The sequence below is a fragment of the Streptomyces sp. NPDC046712 genome, from assembly GCF_040645695.1.
In the GTDB taxonomy this organism is placed as follows: domain Bacteria; phylum Actinomycetota; class Actinomycetes; order Streptomycetales; family Streptomycetaceae; genus Streptomyces.
The window spans coordinates 88831-105800 of record NZ_JBEYYW010000011.1; the positions used below are offsets into that span (position 1 = coordinate 88831).

A 16970-nucleotide genomic window follows, 5' to 3' on the forward strand; every position below is an offset into this window, starting at 1 on the left:
CGCTCGATTATGTCGGTGTCACTCCCAGGGGATCTGCGCCGGTCGTGGGCAGCTCGATCGGCTCGCTCCGGTACACCTCGGGGAGCAGCTGGACGCGGGCGCCGGGAAGGTGCGGGACGCGGGCCTCCACGGCCTCGACGGTGAGGCGGGGCTCCGCCGGATCGTCCGACTCCTCGACGCGGGCCCGGGTCACCAGGCCGTCGGGGGTCGCGGCCCAGTAGGCGGACGGGTTGCGGAGGTCCGTCGCCGGATACAGCACGGTCGTGCCGCTCAGGACGGCGAGACGGAGGGCGGCGGTGGGCTCGTTGGGGGCGGTCGGAGCGCCCGGGGCGGTCGGAGCGTCGGGGGCCGTCGCGGCGTCGCGGGCGGTCCGAGCGTCAGGGGTCGCCGGCGCGTGGGGGGTCCAGACGTCGAGGGAGAGGGCGAGATCGCCCGCGACCGTCTCGTACCCGCAGAGGACAGGGGCGTCCCAGTCGCGGGGTGTCGGGGTCGGTGTCGGGGCCCGCGACGTCCACCCGGCCGACGGGTACGCCGAAGACGTCGGCGAGCGCGGCCGCGAGGGCATGCGGCGCGACCCGGTGGGTGGTCAGGAAGTTGTACGCCGAGCCGCTCATGGAATCCGACGGTCCTGTCCACGGGAGCGGACCATCGGGCGAAGCCGTTCGAGCGCCGTGCGCCGCGCCTTCTTCGTCCGTCCCGTCCGGGCGAGGAGGGTCAGCACGCGCTCCTCGTCGAGGCCGAGTGCGGCCCGGCGTTGCAGCCAGTCCGACCACCCCTCGATGTCGTCCGGGCCGAAGTCCTCGGGCACGACCCCTGCGCACAGCCTCTCGTACACGGCGAGTTCGCGGAGGCGGACGAGCGAGAACGGGCGGGCGGTGGGGGCGAGGGCCGAGACCCAGCTCTTCCGTTCGGCGCCCGGGACCTTCTCCAGCATCAGCACGACGACCGCGGACGCGAGGGCCAGGTCCGTCTCCCACCGCACGGCGCGCAGCAGCAGAGGCCAGGCGGTGGGGGCGGAGGCGGCCCGCCGGTAGAGGGCCCACCGGTCGTGGCCGGGGTCGTGGAGGGCGTCGTGGGCGATGTCGTCAGCGGTGGTGCCGTGGACGTCGGCCGGAGCGGGCTCCCGGGCCGGCTCGTCCTCGGCCAGCCGCTGCCGCAACTCCTCGACGACCTGACGCAGGCGCCCGTCCACGTCGGGGTTCTGACGTGGTTCACCCACCGGGGCGGATCCTTCCGAACTTGGCCGCCATGACCGGACCGAGCTCCTGGACGATGGCGTATCCGGGCTCATGGGGATACGGCAGGTCGTTGAGGAACGAGGTGACGATCACCTCGTCGACCGCGAGGACGCCGCGGCCGATCTGCTCCTCCAGGAAGTCGAGCGTGCGGCGCCAGTCGGCCGCCGCCGGATCCTCCCCGAGGAAGGAGCGCACGGTGTCCTGGACGACGTCCCAGAAGAACACATGCGGCAGCACACCCCCCTGGTTGAACACATGTGCGTCGAACACGCCCCGGAATTCGGGAATCCGGGTCACGAGGTCGCTGACCAGTTGCACGCTCGGGGTCGTCGTCGTCATCAGCACTCCACTCCGGAGCAGTCCTGGCGCCCATTTGCACCAGGATGCGGCATGAGGGGGCCTGTTATCCACAGGGGATGCGAACAGTCCCTCGTCCGTGGATCGTTGGGTCCATGCACGACTTGGCGAGACTGGCCCGCGGCGGGGTGCTCCTGACCGAGTGGGCGTACGCGGCGGGCTGGCAAGGCGGCCGATTGGGGAGGCGACTGCGCGACGAGGGGTGGCAACGGATCTGCCGGGGAGCCTGGGCCGTCCCGGGGAAGGAGGTGGACTGGAAGGTCCGGGCGAGGGCGGTCCAGCTGCTGCGTCCGGAGCTGGTGTGCAGCCACGGCACGGCGGCGGCACTGCACCGTGTCGAGGTCCTGGACGCGACCCGGGAGGTACTGGAGTTCACCGCGAGTCGGCGGGGCGGGGGTGGCTCCGGACGGGCCGATCTGCGCGTCCGCACGACGGGCCGTCTCACCGACCGGGACACCTGCGTCCGGGCGGGGCTGCGGGTCACGAACCCCGCGCGGACGGTGGGCGACCTCATACGGAGCTGCCGCACGCGCGAGGAGGCCGTGGTCGCGGCGGACTCGGCGCTGTCCCGCCGTACGGTCCGGGGCATGCGCCGTGAGCCGCTCGTCCAGCACGACGACCTGGCCGCCGAACTGATCCCGCGTCGCCCGGGCGGCGCACGGGCCCGCCGCTGGCTGCCCCTGACGGATGCGGCCTCCGGCTCCCCGGCGGAGACGGTCGCCCGCCTCCGCATGCACGACGCCGGCCTGCACCCGGAGTGCCAGCCCCTGCTCAGGTCGCGCTCCGGCCGTTCCCTCCACCCGGACTTCTTCTTCCGCGAGGCCGGCCTCGCCATCGAGATCGAGGGCTACGCCTTCCACGGCACGCGCCATGCCCACGACCGCGACGTCCGCCGCTTCAACGACCTCGCGGACTGCCCGGGCGTGCGCCGCGTCCTCCGTTTCACGGCGACGGACGTCTTCCAGCACCCTCAGCGCGTGATCGCGACGATCCGGTCGGCGCTGGGGAGCCTGGGACGCTAACCGCCCGTCGTCCGGGGGAAGGAGATCTCGACCCGACGGTTCTTGGTGCGGCCTTCCTCTGTGCTGTTGTCGGCGATGGGGTAGTCCTCGCTGTACCCACGGATGTCGAACGTCTTCCCCGGGTCCAGGCTCTTCGCCAACTCCTGCTGTACGGCGTCGGCGCGCTGCTTGGAGAGCTTGAGGCCGTGCTCGTACGTACCGAGGTTGTCGGTGAAGCCGAAGACGCGGACCTTGCTGGAGTTCTGCTTGTTGATCTCCACGGCGATGGCGGCGATACGGGCGGTGGCGGCGGGGCCGAGCTTGGCACTGTCCTTGCCGAAGAGCACCTCGGCCTGAAGGGCGAAGGTGACGTCGACGTTGGTGTCCTCACGACGCTGCTCACCGCCTTCCTCCTCGACGATCTGCTTGATGTCGAGGACCTTGGCGGGCGCGAGGGTGGCGCCGTCGGGAAGCATGAGCTCGGGGGAGTTCGCGTCGATCTCGGGGAGTGGGGAGGAGGTGGAGGTGGAGTTGGGGGGATCGTCGGCGAGGGCGGGGGTGGCGGTGGCGAGGAGGAGGACTGCGGTGAGGACGGCGATGCGGCTCGATGTCGTCATGGCTGCCTCAGGAGAGTTTGATGGTGCCTGGGCGGAAGGTGGGCAGCTGGAACGTCACCTCGGCCGTGTTGGCGGGCGGGGCGGGGAACTGCATGAAGACGTTCGTCGAACGGCCCGCTCCGAGATTCGACAGACCGGTCGTGGTCAACGGACGGCCGTCCGTGTCACGCAGGACGTAGTAGCGCTTCTTTCCGACCGAGTCCACGAGAGTCGCACCGCCCAGCGAGCTGCCATGCTTGACGACCTCAGTCTCGTCACCAGCGAGTTGGGACGGAATGACCTGAGTCCCGTCAGAGGTGTTGGACAGCTTTCCGCTGACGGTCAGGAACCCCCCAGCGTCGCGCTTCGCCGACTGGACCGTGAACTCAAGCCCCTGCTGGCCCTTGAGAACCGCCAGCACTTCCGTGGGCTCCTCGGTCTGGGCCCCCTTGTTTCCTTCAGGGGCCCTGGACGTCTGGGAACTCGCGGAAGGCTTCCCCTGCGGAGGCTCGTCCTCGCTGCCGCAGCCGCCGGCGCCGACGGCCAGTCCGGTCGCAATGACGACCGCGAGCATCCCCCTACGGGCCTTCGTCGCGTACCGAACACTCATGAGTTGGGATTCCTCCGCTTGTCAGTCGGCCAGTCGAACAGTGAAGAGATCAGCGGCACTGGGCAGCCGCGGTCGTTCCGGGTCGATCTCCCAGGGATCACCGTCGCATGACAGGCCGAGAATCGGGCCGGGTTCCGTCGGAGTGGGCTCCGGCTCCGGCTCGGGCTCCGGTTCTGACGGGGGTTCGGGAGCTGTGAACGAGCAGCGCGGCTCGAGCACCGCCGTGGCCTCCGCGGTAGCGTGCTGGCCCTCTGTGCCCGGAATGATGGATTCACCCACGGTGTAACGGGTGCGCACCTGCACACGAAATCCCTCGTCTCCAAGGGGCAGGCGCGCACAGCCATCACCCCAGAGGTCCGCGTCGTTCTTGGCGGCGAACGATGCAGCCCGCTCGCAGGCGCGTGACGTCACGTAGCTCTCGCCGTTGAGGAAGCGTTCCCATGCGGTGGGGTCAAGAATGACCTCGAGCCAACCGTCGCGAAGCTGCTCCCGAGCGTCCTGGGCCGCCGCCAACGCGGCAGCGTCGGCAGCCGTCTGTGCCCCGTTGCGGGTCGCGGCCGCCTGACCTACCGCGAAATACGCGAACGCAAGGAAGAGCAGGCCAGCCACCACCGTGATGTAGATGGGGAAGGCCTGCCCAGCGTCGCCGGTTCGGCGATCGGTCACTCGCCTCCGCCACCGCCGGTCAAGCTCGCGATCTTGGTGCTGATCGCATTCTTGATGTCCTGACCAATGCTCGTGCCCGAGATCGCGATCACGATCGCCACCACGACCACGATGATCCCCAAGTACTCGACCGCCGTCTGCCCCCGGTCCCGGGACCTCTCGCGCACCCAGCCGCCGAAGCGCACCTTCGCCTTCGTCACGGCCTTCAGCATGACGTCGCTCATGGTGGTCCCCTCCGGATGATTCGTACGTCCCCGTGCCGATGCCGATCGCGGCCCGCGCACGGTACGCCCCCACCCCCTCCTCCCCCAAGGGCCCGTAGGCCCAAACGCGGGCCCATTTCACGACGCCGTCCTCGTGCCCAGCCAGACCGCTATCGCCTCGCTGCGCGTCGCGCTGTGGAGCTTCGCGAAGATGCGGTTGATGTGGTTCTTGACCGTCTTCTCGCTGATGAAGCAGGTGTCGGCGATCTGGCGATTGCTCAGGCCCGATGCGATCAAGTCCATCACCTCCCCCTCCCTCACACTCAGTCCGAACCGTGCCACATCCGATTGCATCTGCGAAGCGATTCCGCGAAATCGCAATGAATTCGAGACGATTGGCCCCGCGCCACCATGTGCAGTCGCACCCCGCACCACCCCGAGCACCGCGTTCGCCGCCGTCGGTGTGAAGCGGGCGCGGCCGGACGCCACGTCGTGGACCGCCGTCAGGAGTTCCTCCGAGGTGAACTCGCCGTGCACCAGGTAGCCGCCCGCCCCCAGCCTCAGCGCCTCCCGCACGATCTCGCTCTCCCCGCTGTACGTCAGCATCAGCACCGCCGACAGGCGGACCAGGTGCGGCAGGGCCGTCAAGCCGTCGACGACCGGCATGCGGACGTCCAGCAGCACCACGTCCGGGCGGTGGTGTTCCGTCAGGGCCACCGCCGTGCGGCCGTCGGCGGCCTCGGCGACCACCCGGAGGTCCCCGTCGGCGCCGAGCAGGGACCTCAGGCCCGCCCGTACCACCGGGTTGTCGTCCGCGACGAGCACCGTGACCGTCCTCACCGCGCCACCCCCTCGACCGGGAGCTCCAGCCGGACCTCCGTGCCCTTCACGGCCCCGCCCCGTCCGATCCGGAGCCGCGCCCCGACCCCCGCCGCCCGTTCCACCATGCCGACCAGGCCGAAGTGGCCCGTCCTGCGCAGGCCGTCCAGGGTCGTGCCCGGGGGCAGGCCGCGGCCGTCGTCGCGCACGCTGATGCGGAGCAGGCCCGCGACGACGCCGGCCGAGACCTCGACGCGCGTCGGCCGGGCGTGCCGGCCCGCGTTCTCCATCGCCTCCGAGGCGATCGTGAGCAGCTGCCGGGCCACCGCGTACGGCACGGGGGGTACGAATCCGGACCCGACCCCCTGGTAGTGGGCCTCGATGCCCGAGCGACGCGCGAAGTCCGCCACCCGGGAGGTCAGTTCCGACGGAAGGTCGATGTCCACTCCTCCGTACGACTGTCTCCGCAGGTCCGCCAGGAGCTCGCGCGACTCGGCCGCCGCCCTCCGCGCCGAGCGCGCCACGACCTGCGCCTGCTCCCGCGGATCCGGCGCCCCCGCGAGACCGTCCGCCGCCAGCGCCAGGCCGTGCAGGGTCTTGGCCACCGAGTCGTGCATGTCACGGGCGAGCCGGGCCCGTTCCTCCTCGACCGCCTGGGCGGCGGCGAGGCGGGCCCGTGCGTCCGTGAGGGCCTGCGTGGCCGCCCCGAAGCGGAGCAGCAGGTTCCTGAGCGTCACCCCGAGCGCGCCCGTGATCACGCACAGGCCGGGGAGCAGGGTGGCCTCCCCTACGCTCATGGCCGGGTGCCGTGGGTCGGCGGCGTGGATGGCCAGCAGGATCAGCGACTGGAGGCAGGCGAAGAAGGCCGCGCCGCGCCAGCTGTAGGCGAGGCCCGCGAGCAGGGGCGTGCAGACACTGACGTACCCCAGGGTGCTCTGCGGGCCGGCCGTGACGAGGAGCAGCGAGCCGAAGAGGGTGTCCGCGGCGAGCAGCGCCGGGTGCCTGAGCAGCAGCGGGCCGAACCGTTCCCAGTCCCGGAACATCACGTACGAGCCCATGAAGGTGATGAGGACGGCGGCGCCGACGAGCCAGGTCGCGAGGCCGTCCGCCGCCCCGAGCAGGGCCACCGGGCTCGCCAGAGCGATCATGGCCAGGCGGAAGCCGAAGACCTGGCGGCACATCGCCTGGAGGGCGTTCACCTGGAGGTCCGCCCCGGGAGCAGGGACCGTCACCGTCCTCACTCTCCCGTGATCGAGCCGAAGTTCGTCCCCGTCCCCAGGAACAGCCCCGCGCCCAGCAGGATCATCGTCGCCGGGACCATCAGCGTCGTGATCACCATCGTCGCCTTGGGGACCGCCTTCGCCGCCTTCCGCCGGGCGTTCTGCGCGTCCGTCCGCCGCATGTCGTTGGCGATCTGGATGAGGGTCTCGACGATCGGCGCGCCGAGTTCCTCGCCCTGCTGCAGCGCCGTGACGAACTGGGCGACCTGCTCGCTGTCGTTCCGTCGGCGCAGTTCGTCGAAGGCCTGCCGGCGGCTCACGCCCATGTCCATCTGGCGCAGTGTGATCCTGAGTTCGTCCGCCCAGGGGCCCTCGTACTTGTCGGCCACCCGGTCGAGCGCCTGCCGGAATCCGAGCCCGGCCGAGACCACCACCGCCAGCACGTCGAGGAAGTCCGGCAGGGTCCGCTCGATCTGGTCCTTGCGGATACGGATCGCGGACCAGATGCCGACCTCGGTCCAGAAGGCTCCGAAGGCGAACAGCAGCAGCGCGACGATCACATCGCCGTTGGAGAGCATGACGAGACCGCCGAGGCCGCCGAGGAACCCGTAGACGGCTCGCCGGGCTCCGTACCGGTCTATGGTCAGGCCACCGGGGTTGCCCGCCAGGTCGATCCGGCGCCGGACGGCGTTGACCCGCTTGGGTCCCATCGCGCGCAGCACCGCGGCCGAGTACCGCATCCCGAGCCGGTCCACGGCGGAGTCGACGGCCCCGGTGCGGGTGGAGCCGACCTCCAGGGCGAGCTGCAGGTCGCCGGGGAGCTTGGCGTCCGCGCGGTAGAGGCGGATGCCGTAGAAGATTCCGGCGACCGACAGTCCGGCGCACAGGGCGAGGAGAAGATCCATGGGCCGGCCCCTCAGACGTCGATCTTCGAGAAACGGCGGATGACGACGAAGCCGACCACGTACAGCGCGAACGCGGCGACGACGGCGAACTGGCCGAGGCCCGAACCGGTCATCCGGTCCAGGGCGCCCGGCTGCATGTTGTCGATCAGGAGCAGCGAGCCGATGCCGATGACCGGCACCGCGTACGCCGTCATGCTCACCTGCGACAGCTGTGTACGGACCTCCCGCCGCGTCTCCTTACGCTCCTCCAGCGTCTCCGTGAGATTGCGCAGCGAGGAGACGACCGTGCCGCCCGCCTTGTTGGCGAGGACGAGGGTGGTGACGAGGACGACGAGTTCGCGGGAAGGGAGGCGTTCGGCGAGCTCGCCGAGGGCGTCGTCGATGGAGGTGCCGACCGCGAGCTGCTGGGCGACCTTCTCCAGCTCGTCGCCGGCCGGCGACTCCATCTCGTCGGCGGCCATGCTGAGCGCCATCCGCAGCGCGAGTCCGGCCTGGGTGGCGTTGGCGAGGATGCGGGAGAGCTCGGGGAGCTGGTTGATGAACTTCTCGATCCGCTTCTGCCGCTGCCAGTTGAGGAAGCCGATGGCCACCCACACACCGAGGAAGCCGCAGATCGGGCCGAAGAACGGCGACAGGACGGCCTGACCGATCGCCCACAGCGCGGCCACGGTGGCCGTCATGGCGACGACGAACTCTCCCGGGGTCAGGTCCAGGCCGGTGGCGGAGATCCGCAGCTCCAGCTTCCGCCCGAACGCGGTGCGCCGGACGCGCCGGTCGATGCCCCGGAAACGGCGTCTGCGACGGCCCGTGCCCTCCGGTTCGCCGGTCTGGGTGAGGCGGGCGACCAGGGCGGCACGCTGGGCGGCCCCGCTCGCGTACGTGTGGACGCCGAGCACGCCGAGGACGCAGCAGAGCAGCGCGACGCCGACCACCAGCCAGGTGAGGTCGTTCATGTGGAAGGTCCCCCTACTTCGCTTCTCGGGTGGCGAGCTGCTCGTCGGTCGCGGCGACGCCGAAGGCCTGGGGGATCGGCTGGCCCGCCATGTACAGCCGGTCGGCGACCCGTCGTGGCAGCGGGTGGTACTCGTAGGCCCCGTACACCCGTCCGTCGGCCGCGAGCGGCTGGGCGCGGAAGCGGCAGACGGTGGCGAGGGTGAAGCGTTCGCGCCCGTTCGACGCCAGGATGGCGATCTCGGTGATGCGGCGGGTGCCGTCGGCGTGCCGGGTGAGCTGGACGAGGACGTCGACGGCGCTGTTGATCTGGTCCCTGAGCGCCTCGAAGGGGACCTTGACCTCCGACATCGAGGCGAGGGTCTGGAGCCGCATCAGCGCGTCCTCCGCCGAGTTGGCGTGGACGGTGGCGAGCGAGCCGTCGTGTCCGGTGGACATGGCCTGGAGCATGTCGAGGGTCTCCCCGCCGCGGACCTCTCCGACGATGATGCGGTCGGGGCGCATGCGCAGGGAGTTGCGGACGAGGTCGCGGATGGTGACCTGGCCGCGGCCCTCGATGTTCGGGGGCCGGCTCTCCAGGCGGATGACATGGGACTGCTGGAGCTGGAGTTCGGCCGAGTCCTCGATGGTGATGACCCGCTCGCCCTCCGGGATCAGCCCGGAGAGCGCGTTGAGGAGGGTGGTCTTTCCGGTGCCGGTCGCGCCGGAGACGATCACGTTGAACTTCGCCTGGACGAGGCCCGCGAGCAGGAACAGCATCTGTTCGTCGAGCGAGCCGAGGCCGATCATCTCCCGCAGGGTGTACGCGCGGGGGAAGCGTCGGATCGTCAGCGTCGCCCCGGTCAGCGAGAGCGGCGGGATGATCACGTTGACGCGTTCGCCGGAGGGCAGCCGGGCGTCGACCATCGGATTGGACTCGTCCACACGCCGGTTGACGGTGGAGACGATGCGTTCGATGGTCTGCATCAGCTGCTCGTGGGAGGCGAAGCGGAGCGGCAGCAGCTCGACCCGGCCCGCCCGCTCGATGAAGATCTGGTCGGGGCCGTTGACCATGATCTCGGTGATGGAGGCGTCTTCGAGGAGGGGTTCCAGGACGCCGAGGCCGAGCGCCTCGTCGACGACGCGGCGGATCAGCTGGGCCCGCTCGACGGTGGAGAGGACGGGGCCCTCACGGCTGATGATGTGCCCGAGGACGCGTTCGAGGCGGGCCCGCCGCTCGGCGGCGGCGAGGGCCGACATCTCGGTGAGGTCGATCTCCTCCAGGAGCTTGGCGCGGAAGGAGGCGACGAGATGACCGTCCTCGCGGCCTCCCGGGCCGTTCTCCTCGGGGGTGCTGATGCGTGCCCGCAGGCTCATGGCTGATCCTCCTCGGGCAGGGGCAGGGTGGCGCTCTTCCGTACCGTTCCGAAGTCCCAGAAGGGGACGACGGACGGGATGTCCACGGTCACCGTGGCCGTGACCTCGTCGCCCTCCCCGGCCGCGGCGTGGACGGAGCTGCGTCCGGCGATCCAGCCGCTCATCGCGGACAGACCCGCCGTCTGGGGATCGAGCGTGGTCTCGTCGTGCGAGGCGGCCCGGGCCGCGGCGCGCGCCCCCGTCCCCGCCTGCTGGGCGGCGTACGCGGCGAGTCCGAGCTGGATTCCGGCGAGGGCGACGAGCAGCAGGACGGGCAGGAAGCCGAGGTACTCGACGGCGGCCTGGCCCCGGTCGCGGTCCGCGCGCCTCACGACCCGTCCCTGTCTTCCCGTACGGCTCCGGCCTCACCGGTCACCGTGAAGGGGAAGCTGATGGCCCCCGGGAACAGCACGGGCACCTTGAGCCGTACCGTCGCGTGGACCATCCCGCCCTCCGGCGCGCACCCCACGGAGGCCCCGGACGCCCACGCCCCCTCCAGGTGTCGCATCCCCGCCCCCTGGCAGTCGCCCTCCACCGCCCCGGCCCGTACGGCCTCGTCGGCCGCGTTGCCCGCCAGCGTGAAGGTGTATCCGACCAGGACGCACTGCCACAGCAGTACCAGTGTCAGCACGATGAGCGGCACCATGCCGAGGAACTCGATCGCCACCTGCCCTTTGTCGTCCCGGTACGCCGGCATGGCTCAGCGCCCTTTCCCGCGGCGTCGCAGGCCGACCGATCCCCGGTCGTCCCCGCGAGTGAGGGCGAGCTGCCTGCCCGGACCGCGCGGAGCACCGCCGTCGGGTGCCTGGACGAGGCCCAGTTCCCCGGCGAGCGACCACAGCGCCTGCTTCACCGTCGAGCGGGCGTCCAGCTCGTGCATCCGGCCCGCGTCGACGACGCCCTGGAGTTCCTTGAAGTTGGCGGGGACCACGACGCCCGCCAACCGGGTGCCGGTGATCTTCTGGATGAGGGCGGGCTGGATCTCGGTGGAGCGCGTGTACCGGTTCACCAGGACGGTGCTCTCCTCCGCCTTGCGGATCTGGAGGCGGTCCCACATCCGTACGATCCGCTTCGCGGCCCGCACCGCGACCACGTCGGGGGTGGTGACCAGGAGCGCCGTGTCGGCCATCTCGACGGCGACGGCGCTCGCCCCGGTGACGTGGGTTCCGCAGTCGACGACCACGACGTCGTAGCGGGAGCGGAGCGCGCCGACGATCTGGCGGGCGGAGCGGTCGGCGACCTCCTCGCCGCGTTCGCCCTCGGCGGGGGCGAGGAGCAGGGCGATACCGGTCTCGTGGGTGTAGAGGGCGTCCTGGAGGACGCGGGGCGAGATGTCGTCGACGGCCGCGAGGTCGGCGACCGAGCGGCGGAACTGGACGTCGAGGTAGGAGGCGATGTCGCCGCCCTGGAGGTCCATGTCGACGAGGGCGACGTTCCGTCCGGACGCCCGGGCGGCAAGGGCGAGTTGGACGGCGGTGACCGTGGTCCCGACGCCGCCCTTGGCGCCGCTGACGGTGACGACGGTGCCGCCGGGTCCGGCGAGGACGTCGGCGCCCGCGCCGAGGTGGCGCCGGACACCGGCGGACCACTGGGCGGCGGCCTGGACGCGGCTGGCCAGCTCCTCGTAGCCGAGCGGGAGGGTGACGAGGCCCCGCGCGCCGGAGTCCATGGCGGCCGAGAAGAGCACGGGGCTCGCGTCGGCGGTGATGAGGACGACGCCGACGGCGGGGAAGCGGAGCGCGACCTCGCGGACGAGTTCCAGGGCCGGGACCGGGCCGATCCGCTCGTGGACGAGGACGACTTCGGGCAGCTCGTCGAGGGACTCGGCGGCCAGCCTGGCGAGGGTGTCGACGAGATGGGTGGAGTCGGCGACGGGGGCGGCGGGTTCGGCGTCGGGGAGCTGGCTGAGCAGCGTGACGACCGCCCGGGCCGCGTCGGGGTCGGCGACGGCCGGCAGGATCCTGGTGGTCATACCGGCCTCACTTGTCCTTGTCGAGCGTGTAGGTGCGGTCGCGCGGGTCGACGGTGGGCTCGCTGCCGGGTGCGACGAGGGCGAGGCGTACGTGCTGGGCGAAGGACTCGGCGTAGGCGACGCGCTGGGTGTCGAGCGTGGAGAGCGCGAAGGTGATCGGGACGGCCTCGGTGGCGCGGCTGCCCCGGTCGTCGCGGTCGCTGATGGGGGTGAGTTTGCCGACGTCCAGGACGCGGGCGTTGCTGACGATCATCTTCGACTGGGCGGGCTGCCCGTTCTTCTCGCCCTCGAAGGTGGCGTAGATGTTGACCGTGGCGCCGGCGGTGATCTTGCCGGCGACTCCGGTGGCGGCGTCGATCATGATGGCGATCTCCTGCTGGCCGGGCTGGAGCGCCGGGCGCTTGACGATCATGTCGGACTGCAGCAGGGAGCCGGCCTCGAGGGTGGTGACAGCGATCTTGCCCTCGATCTGGGCGAGGTCGGTGACGGCGTTGTCCGAAAGCCATCGCTTCGGCATCGAGATCTCTTCGAACTGCCGGGCGTTCAGAGGGGTGTAGGGCGCCACTTCGCTCTTGACCTGGTACGCCTTCACCTCGGGTCCGACCTTGGAGTTGACGTCGCCGATGACCGACAGGACTCCGGCGAACGCGCCCAGGGCGCACAGGACGGACAGCAGCAGCAGTATGACGCCACGACGCTGGCGGGAGTTCATGCCGTACAACCTCGATCGGTTCCGTGTGACTCGGCGGACAGGGGGTCAGCGGACAGGGGATGTGAGCGCCCGGGGTTCGGCCGAGGCGGTGGGCGGCGCGGTGGTGGGCGGTACGGGGGCGGGCAGCGGGGCGGAGCAGAATCCGCAGCGGTCGCCGATGAGTTCCATCCGGCACCAGTGGCAGGTCTCGCGCCGTACCGAGGAGACCAGGTGGTGGAGGACCGCGATGTCGGGCAGGTGGGCGGCGAACTCGACCAGCCGGCCGGTGCCCCACCAGCGCGGCGACTCGGCGGGCAGCGGGGCCTCCTGGACTCCCTGGACCTGCCATCGGGGTGCGAGGGTGCCGGTGGGCCAGTCGGTCTGCAGCTGTCCCCTGGCCAGGAGGAGCTGGGTGGCGAACTCGGGTCCGGCGGGCGGCTCGGCGCCCGGTGCGATCCGGACGAGCTGCGGGACCGGCCCGGCGAGCACGGCGAACTGCGCGCCCGGCATCCAGCCCTTGAGGTGGGACTTCAGGCTGACCGGTACGCGGTCGAGCTTGGCGACGGAGCCGAGGACGGCCCCGGCGTAGATGTAGTGGGCGAGCAGCCGGGCGGCCGAGGCGACGACGCCGGGGCTGAAGTCGCAGACGGACAGCTGCCGCAGCTGCCGGGCGAGCACGGCGGTGCCCAGCGGCGGCAGATCGGTCTTGACCAGCGCGATCCGGTCGCTCTCCAGGAGGGCCCGTACGGCGTGCAGCCGCTGCTCCGTGGCGGTCGGCAGGGAGGAGGGGCAGACCACGACCACATGCCCGTACCGGTCGAGGAGGAGCTGCAGATCGGCGACCGCGGAGGCGAGGGGCTGGGTCCCAGGTGCGGGCAGGACGGCTGCGGTGGGCGTCTGCTGGTCGGTCGGTGGCAGCACCAGATCGGCACTGGTGACCGCGATCGCTGTCGGCACGTCGGGCTCCCCGTCCCCATGTCCCCATGACTCACTGCGTTCACTGCGTTACTGCACAGCGCGATGCTTCTGCACCTTATCCACGACCTGCGGGCTGGTGAACACACAATCCGCCAAGCGCGGGGAGATTTCTGGGCCCGCGCGGCCCTTGCACTGGGCCCGGCGGTGGGTCCCAGGGCCCAAGCGCCAACTCCCCGCTCCTTCCAGAGGTCTTGACAACTCGATTGGTCTGGACCAGCTTGTCCCCCAGCGGTGGCCACCGTTCCGACCCCTCCACACCCCCAACTCCCCCACCGGAGGCAGCAAGTGGACCGCACCACCACACGCTCCCGCAGATGGATCGGCGGCGCCCTGGCGCTGGCCGTCGGCTCCGGACTCGTCCTCGTCGGCGGCGCAGGCACCGCTCAGGCCGCGGACGTCAACGTCGCCAAGAACGCGGGCTTCGAGTCCGGGACCGCCAACTGGACCTGCTCCGCGGGCAGCGGCACCGCGGTCTCCTCACCCGTGAGGACCGGGGCCGGCGCCCTCAAGGCGACCCCGGCGGGCCAGGACAACGCCCGGTGCAGCCAGGTCGTCACGGTCAAGCCCAACTCGACGTACACCCTGAGCGCCTGGGTGCAGGGCGGGTACGCCTACCTCGGCGCGAGCGGCACCGGGACCACGGACGTCTCCACCTGGACCCCCGACAGCTCCTCCTGGAAGGAGCTGACCACCAGCTTCACCACCGGCGCGAACACCACCTCGGTGACCGTCTACACCCACGGCTGGTACGGACAGGCCGCCTACCACGTCGACGACGTCTCCGTCTTCGGCCCCGACGGGGGCGGCGGAACCGACCCCGACCCGGTCGTCCCGGCGACCCCGGCCGGCCTCGCCGCCGGCACCGTCACCTCGTCCTCCGTCGCGCTGAGCTGGAACGCGGTCTCCGGAGCCACCGGCTACAAGGTGTACCGCGACGGCGCCCTCGCGCAGACCGTCTCCGGCACCTCGGCGACCGTGACGGGCCTCACCGCCAACACGACGTACCAGTTCCAGGTCTCCGCGACGAACGCGGCGGGCGAGTCGGCCAGGTCCACCGCCGTCTCCGCCCGGACCGGCACCACGAACCCCGGCCCCGGCCCGTCCGTCCCCAAGCACGCGCTGACCGGCTACTGGCAGAACTTCAACAACGGCGCGACCGTCCAGAAGCTCCGGGACGTCCAGGCGCAGTACGACATCATCGCCGTCTCCTTCGCCGACTCGACCACCACGCCGGGTCAGATCGTCTTCAACCTCGACCCGGCCGTCGGCTACGCCTCCGTCGCCGACTTCAAGGCCGACATCGCGGCCAAGAAGGCGGCCGGAAAGTCGGTCATCGTCTCGGTCGGCGGCGAGAAGGGGAACGTCACGATCAACAGCGACGCCTCCGCGACCGCCTTCGCGAACAGCGCGTACGCCCTCATGCAGGAGTACGGCTTCAGCGGCGTCGACATCGACCTGGAGCACGGCATCAACTCCACGTACCTGACCAAGGCGCTGCGTCAGCTCTCCGCCAAGGCCGGCTCGGGGATGGTCCTGACGATGGCGCCCCAGACCATCGACATGCAGAACACGGGCACCGAGTACTTCAAGACCGCGCTCGCCGTGAAGGACATCCTCACGGTGGTCAACATGCAGTACTACAACAGCGGTTCGATGCTCGGCTGCGACGGCAAGGTGTACAGCCAGGGCTCGGTGGACTTCCTCACCGCGCTCGCCTGCATCCAGCTCCAGGGCGGCCTCGACGCCTCGCAGGTCGGCCTGGGCGTGCCCGCATCGACGCGTGGCGCGGGCAGCGGCTACGTGGACCCGTCGATCGTGAAGAACGCATTGGACTGCCTGGCCCGTGGCACCAACTGCGGCTCCTTCAAGCCCTCGCAGACCTGGCCGAACCTGCGCGGCGCGATGACCTGGTCGACCAACTGGGACGCCACGGCCGGCAACGCCTGGTCCAACGCGGTCGGCCCGCACGTCCACAACCTCCCGTGACGACGGGCGCGAATCAGCGCAGCGCCGCCGCTCCCCCGGCGGCGCTGCGCCGTGCCCTCACGGCTGCCAGTACCGGTTCAGGACCACGTCCAGCTGCAGCGCCCACTCGTCGACCCGGGCGGCACGGCGGCCGTCGAGGTCGCAGGCGTAGGTGGAGCCGTCGTACAGGCTGACGGTGACGCGCAGGCCCCGGCCGCGCCGGGTCCGCTCGTACGCCACGGCTCCGATCTCCGCCCAGGCGAACTCGGCCTCGACGTCCGAGACCATGAAGACCACTCCGTCGGCGTCGACGTCGATCCCCGACGTCCTGTCGGCGGCGACGAACGTCGGCGCGGGCCCGGGCGGAACGAGGGGCTGCGGCGGTACGACGACGGTGGGCTGCGCGTGCACGGGAAGCGGGACGGCGTCCTGGACACCGGATCCCATGGCGGGGACGGCGTCCTGGACATCGCGTCCCGCGTCCCCGGCATCCGGCCCGGGCACCGGGAACGGAGCAGGAGCCGGGGTCGGAGCAGGAGCCGGGGTGGAAGCAGGAGCAGGAGCCGGGGCCGGAGTCGGAGTCGGAGTCGACACCAGCGTCGGCACCGGCGCCACCGCGAGGTCCCCGTCCCCCGCCAGCGCGTCGAGGAGCTGCTCCGGCGTGGGCCGTTCGGCGGGGTTCTTGGCGAGACAGCGCCCCACAAGACCGCGCAGCGCCTCCGGTACGGAGCCCAGGTCCGGTGCCTCGTGGACCGTGCGGTACATCAGGCCCATCGGGGTCCCGTCCCCGAACGCCCGCCCCCCGGCCGCCGCGACGAGGACGCCACCGAGCGCGAACACGTCGGCGGCACCCGTCACCTCCTCGCCTAGGGCCTGCTCAGGGGCGAGGTATCCGGGGGTGCCGAAGGCCGATCCCGTGGCGGTGAGACGGGTCGACTCAAGGGCCCGGGCGATCCCGAAGTCCAGGACCCGGGGGCCGTCGGGGGCCATGACGATGTTGCCGGGCTTGAGGTCGCGGTGGACGAGCCCGCAGGCGTGGATGGCCTCCAGTGCCTCGGCGAGCGCGGCGCCCAGCATCCGGAGCCGCCGCTCGTCCATCGGTCCCTCGGCGGTGACGAGTCCGGCGAGGGTGGGTCCCGGGACGTAGGCGGTGGCGAGCCAGGGCGCCTCGGCGTCGGCGTCCGCGTCGACGACCTGCGCCGTGTGGAAGCCGCCGACCCTGCGGGCGGCGACGATCTCGGCGCGGAAGCGTTCGCGGAAGCCGGGGTCGGCGGCGAGTTCCGGCCGGGCGACCTTGACGGCGACCGCGCGGCCGCCGCGCGAGCGCGCCAACCAGACGGTCCCCATGCCGCCTTCGCCGAGCTTGCGTTCGATCTCGTACGTGCCGATCAGCGTCCCCACGC

The 16970-nt window shown here is 71.4% G+C and carries 20 protein-coding genes; 2 read left to right on the forward strand and 18 right to left on the reverse strand.

Going from position 1 to position 16970, the window contains the following annotated elements; all coding sequences use genetic code 11:
- Positions 1–7 precede the first annotated feature (7 nt).
- Genes ABZ939_RS16780 through ABZ939_RS16790 form a run of 3 tightly spaced genes read right to left on the reverse strand, consistent with a single transcriptional unit; the run spans position 8 to position 1577 of the window.
- On the reverse strand, positions 8–565 hold the full coding sequence (locus ABZ939_RS16780) for a hypothetical protein (RefSeq protein WP_361854822.1): 558 nt from the start codon (positions 563–565) through the stop codon (positions 8–10).
- A gap of 45 nt (positions 566–610) precedes the next feature.
- The gene (locus ABZ939_RS16785) at positions 611–1219 is read right to left on the reverse strand and encodes a hypothetical protein (RefSeq protein WP_361854824.1); all 609 of its coding nucleotides are present in this window, start codon (positions 1217–1219) and stop codon (positions 611–613) included.
- Positions 1212–1577, reverse strand: coding sequence for a hypothetical protein (locus tag ABZ939_RS16790; RefSeq protein WP_361854827.1), 366 nt, complete (start codon positions 1575–1577; stop codon positions 1212–1214). The genes ABZ939_RS16785 and ABZ939_RS16790 overlap by 8 nt, the downstream gene beginning before the upstream one ends.
- Before the next feature lie 113 nt (positions 1578–1690).
- Here ABZ939_RS16790 and ABZ939_RS16795 point away from each other — a divergent pair, with 113 nt between their 5' ends.
- On the forward strand, positions 1691–2617 hold the full coding sequence (locus ABZ939_RS16795) for a hypothetical protein (RefSeq protein WP_361854829.1): 927 nt from the start codon (positions 1691–1693) through the stop codon (positions 2615–2617).
- Here ABZ939_RS16795 and ABZ939_RS16800 read toward each other — a convergent pair.
- The 14 genes from ABZ939_RS16800 to ABZ939_RS16865 all read right to left on the reverse strand — a co-directional run bounded on the left by ABZ939_RS16800 (position 2614) and on the right by ABZ939_RS16865 (position 13581).
- Positions 2614–3213, reverse strand: a complete 600-nt coding sequence (locus ABZ939_RS16800; protein ID WP_361854831.1) for an OmpA family protein — start codon at positions 3211–3213, stop codon at positions 2614–2616. The genes ABZ939_RS16795 and ABZ939_RS16800 overlap by 4 nt on opposite strands.
- A 7-nt stretch (positions 3214–3220) precedes the next feature.
- Positions 3221–3802, reverse strand: a complete 582-nt coding sequence (locus ABZ939_RS16805; protein WP_361854834.1) for a hypothetical protein — start codon at positions 3800–3802, stop codon at positions 3221–3223.
- 21 nt (positions 3803–3823) lie between these two features.
- Complete coding sequence (locus ABZ939_RS16810; RefSeq protein WP_361854837.1) at positions 3824–4468, reverse strand: pilus assembly protein TadG-related protein; 645 nt, start codon at positions 4466–4468, stop codon at positions 3824–3826.
- Positions 4465–4692 (reverse strand): Flp family type IVb pilin, encoded by a 228-nt coding sequence (locus ABZ939_RS16815; protein ID WP_361854839.1) that lies wholly within the window; start codon positions 4690–4692, stop codon positions 4465–4467. Before ABZ939_RS16815 ends, ABZ939_RS16810 begins: the two co-directional genes overlap by 4 nt.
- A gap of 117 nt (positions 4693–4809) precedes the next feature.
- Positions 4810–5511 carry a response regulator transcription factor gene (locus ABZ939_RS16820; RefSeq protein ID WP_361854842.1) on the reverse strand — a complete coding sequence of 234 codons (702 nt, stop codon included), beginning with the start codon at positions 5509–5511 and terminating at the stop codon, positions 4810–4812.
- Positions 5508–6671, reverse strand: coding sequence for a histidine kinase (locus ABZ939_RS16825; protein ID WP_361855215.1), 1164 nt, complete (start codon positions 6669–6671; stop codon positions 5508–5510). The genes ABZ939_RS16820 and ABZ939_RS16825 overlap by 4 nt, the downstream gene beginning before the upstream one ends.
- A 56-nt stretch (positions 6672–6727) precedes the next feature.
- Entirely contained in the window at positions 6728–7615 is an 888-nt protein-coding gene (locus ABZ939_RS16830) for a DUF5936 domain-containing protein (RefSeq protein WP_361854845.1), read from the reverse strand.
- 11 nt (positions 7616–7626) lie between these two features.
- Positions 7627–8568, reverse strand: a complete 942-nt coding sequence (locus ABZ939_RS16835; RefSeq protein ID WP_361854848.1) for a type II secretion system F family protein — start codon at positions 8566–8568, stop codon at positions 7627–7629.
- Positions 8569–8581: 13 nt separating this feature from the next.
- A complete protein-coding gene (locus ABZ939_RS16840; RefSeq protein ID WP_361854850.1) occupies positions 8582–9922 on the reverse strand; it encodes a CpaF family protein in 1341 nt (446 codons plus the stop codon).
- Positions 9919–10293: a TadE/TadG family type IV pilus assembly protein gene (locus ABZ939_RS16845; RefSeq protein ID WP_361854853.1), complete on the reverse strand. Its 375-nt coding sequence runs from the start codon at positions 10291–10293 to the stop codon at positions 9919–9921. The genes ABZ939_RS16840 and ABZ939_RS16845 overlap by 4 nt, the downstream gene beginning before the upstream one ends.
- On the reverse strand, positions 10290–10658 hold the full coding sequence (locus tag ABZ939_RS16850; RefSeq protein ID WP_361854856.1) for a TadE family protein: 369 nt from the start codon (positions 10656–10658) through the stop codon (positions 10290–10292). Before ABZ939_RS16850 ends, ABZ939_RS16845 begins: the two co-directional genes overlap by 4 nt.
- A gap of 3 nt (positions 10659–10661) precedes the next feature.
- Positions 10662–11933: a P-loop NTPase gene (locus ABZ939_RS16855; protein WP_361854859.1), complete on the reverse strand. Its 1272-nt coding sequence runs from the start codon at positions 11931–11933 to the stop codon at positions 10662–10664.
- Positions 11934–11940: 7 nt separating this feature from the next.
- Positions 11941–12645, reverse strand: a complete 705-nt coding sequence (gene cpaB / locus ABZ939_RS16860) for a Flp pilus assembly protein CpaB (protein WP_361854862.1) — start codon at positions 12643–12645, stop codon at positions 11941–11943.
- Between the two features lie 45 nt (positions 12646–12690).
- Entirely contained in the window at positions 12691–13581 is an 891-nt protein-coding gene (locus ABZ939_RS16865) for a hypothetical protein (RefSeq protein WP_361854864.1), read from the reverse strand.
- Positions 13582–13887: 306 nt separating this feature from the next.
- On the opposite strand from ABZ939_RS16865, the gene ABZ939_RS16870 reads away from it, so the two are divergent.
- Positions 13888–15588 (forward strand): glycoside hydrolase family 18 protein, encoded by a 1701-nt coding sequence (locus ABZ939_RS16870; RefSeq protein WP_361854867.1) that lies wholly within the window; start codon positions 13888–13890, stop codon positions 15586–15588.
- Between the two features lie 57 nt (positions 15589–15645).
- Here the strand turns inward: ABZ939_RS16870 and ABZ939_RS16875 are convergent, their stop codons facing one another.
- Positions 15646–16968 (reverse strand): serine/threonine-protein kinase, encoded by a 1323-nt coding sequence (locus ABZ939_RS16875; protein WP_361854870.1) that lies wholly within the window; start codon positions 16966–16968, stop codon positions 15646–15648.
- Positions 16969–16970: the final 2 nt, after the last annotated feature.

Excerpts from the sequence above, each read along its gene's own strand:
- ABZ939_RS16780 (WP_361854822.1), bottom strand. The coding sequence starts at position 565 with ATGCCCTCGCGGCCGCGCTCGCCGACGTCTTCGGCGTACCCGTCGGCC.
- ABZ939_RS16790 (WP_361854827.1), bottom strand. The coding sequence starts at position 1,577 with ATGACGACGACGACCCCGAGCGTGCAACTGGTCAGCGACCTCGTGACC.
- ABZ939_RS16795 (WP_361854829.1), top strand. The coding sequence starts at position 1,691 with ATGCACGACTTGGCGAGACTGGCCCGCGGCGGGGTGCTCCTGACCGAG.
- ABZ939_RS16800 (WP_361854831.1), bottom strand. The coding sequence starts at position 3,213 with ATGACGACATCGAGCCGCATCGCCGTCCTCACCGCAGTCCTCCTCCTC.
- ABZ939_RS16805 (WP_361854834.1), bottom strand. The coding sequence starts at position 3,802 with ATGAGTGTTCGGTACGCGACGAAGGCCCGTAGGGGGATGCTCGCGGTC.
- ABZ939_RS16815 (WP_361854839.1), bottom strand. The coding sequence starts at position 4,692 with ATGAGCGACGTCATGCTGAAGGCCGTGACGAAGGCGAAGGTGCGCTTC.
- ABZ939_RS16825 (WP_361855215.1), bottom strand. The coding sequence starts at position 6,671 with ATGTGCCGCCAGGTCTTCGGCTTCCGCCTGGCCATGATCGCTCTGGCG.
- ABZ939_RS16830 (WP_361854845.1), bottom strand. The coding sequence starts at position 7,615 with ATGGATCTTCTCCTCGCCCTGTGCGCCGGACTGTCGGTCGCCGGAATC.
- ABZ939_RS16835 (WP_361854848.1), bottom strand. The coding sequence starts at position 8,568 with ATGAACGACCTCACCTGGCTGGTGGTCGGCGTCGCGCTGCTCTGCTGC.
- ABZ939_RS16840 (WP_361854850.1), bottom strand. The coding sequence starts at position 9,922 with ATGAGCCTGCGGGCACGCATCAGCACCCCCGAGGAGAACGGCCCGGGA.
- ABZ939_RS16850 (WP_361854856.1), bottom strand. The coding sequence starts at position 10,658 with ATGCCGGCGTACCGGGACGACAAAGGGCAGGTGGCGATCGAGTTCCTC.
- ABZ939_RS16855 (WP_361854859.1), bottom strand. The coding sequence starts at position 11,933 with ATGACCACCAGGATCCTGCCGGCCGTCGCCGACCCCGACGCGGCCCGG.
- cpaB (WP_361854862.1), bottom strand. The coding sequence starts at position 12,645 with ATGAACTCCCGCCAGCGTCGTGGCGTCATACTGCTGCTGCTGTCCGTC.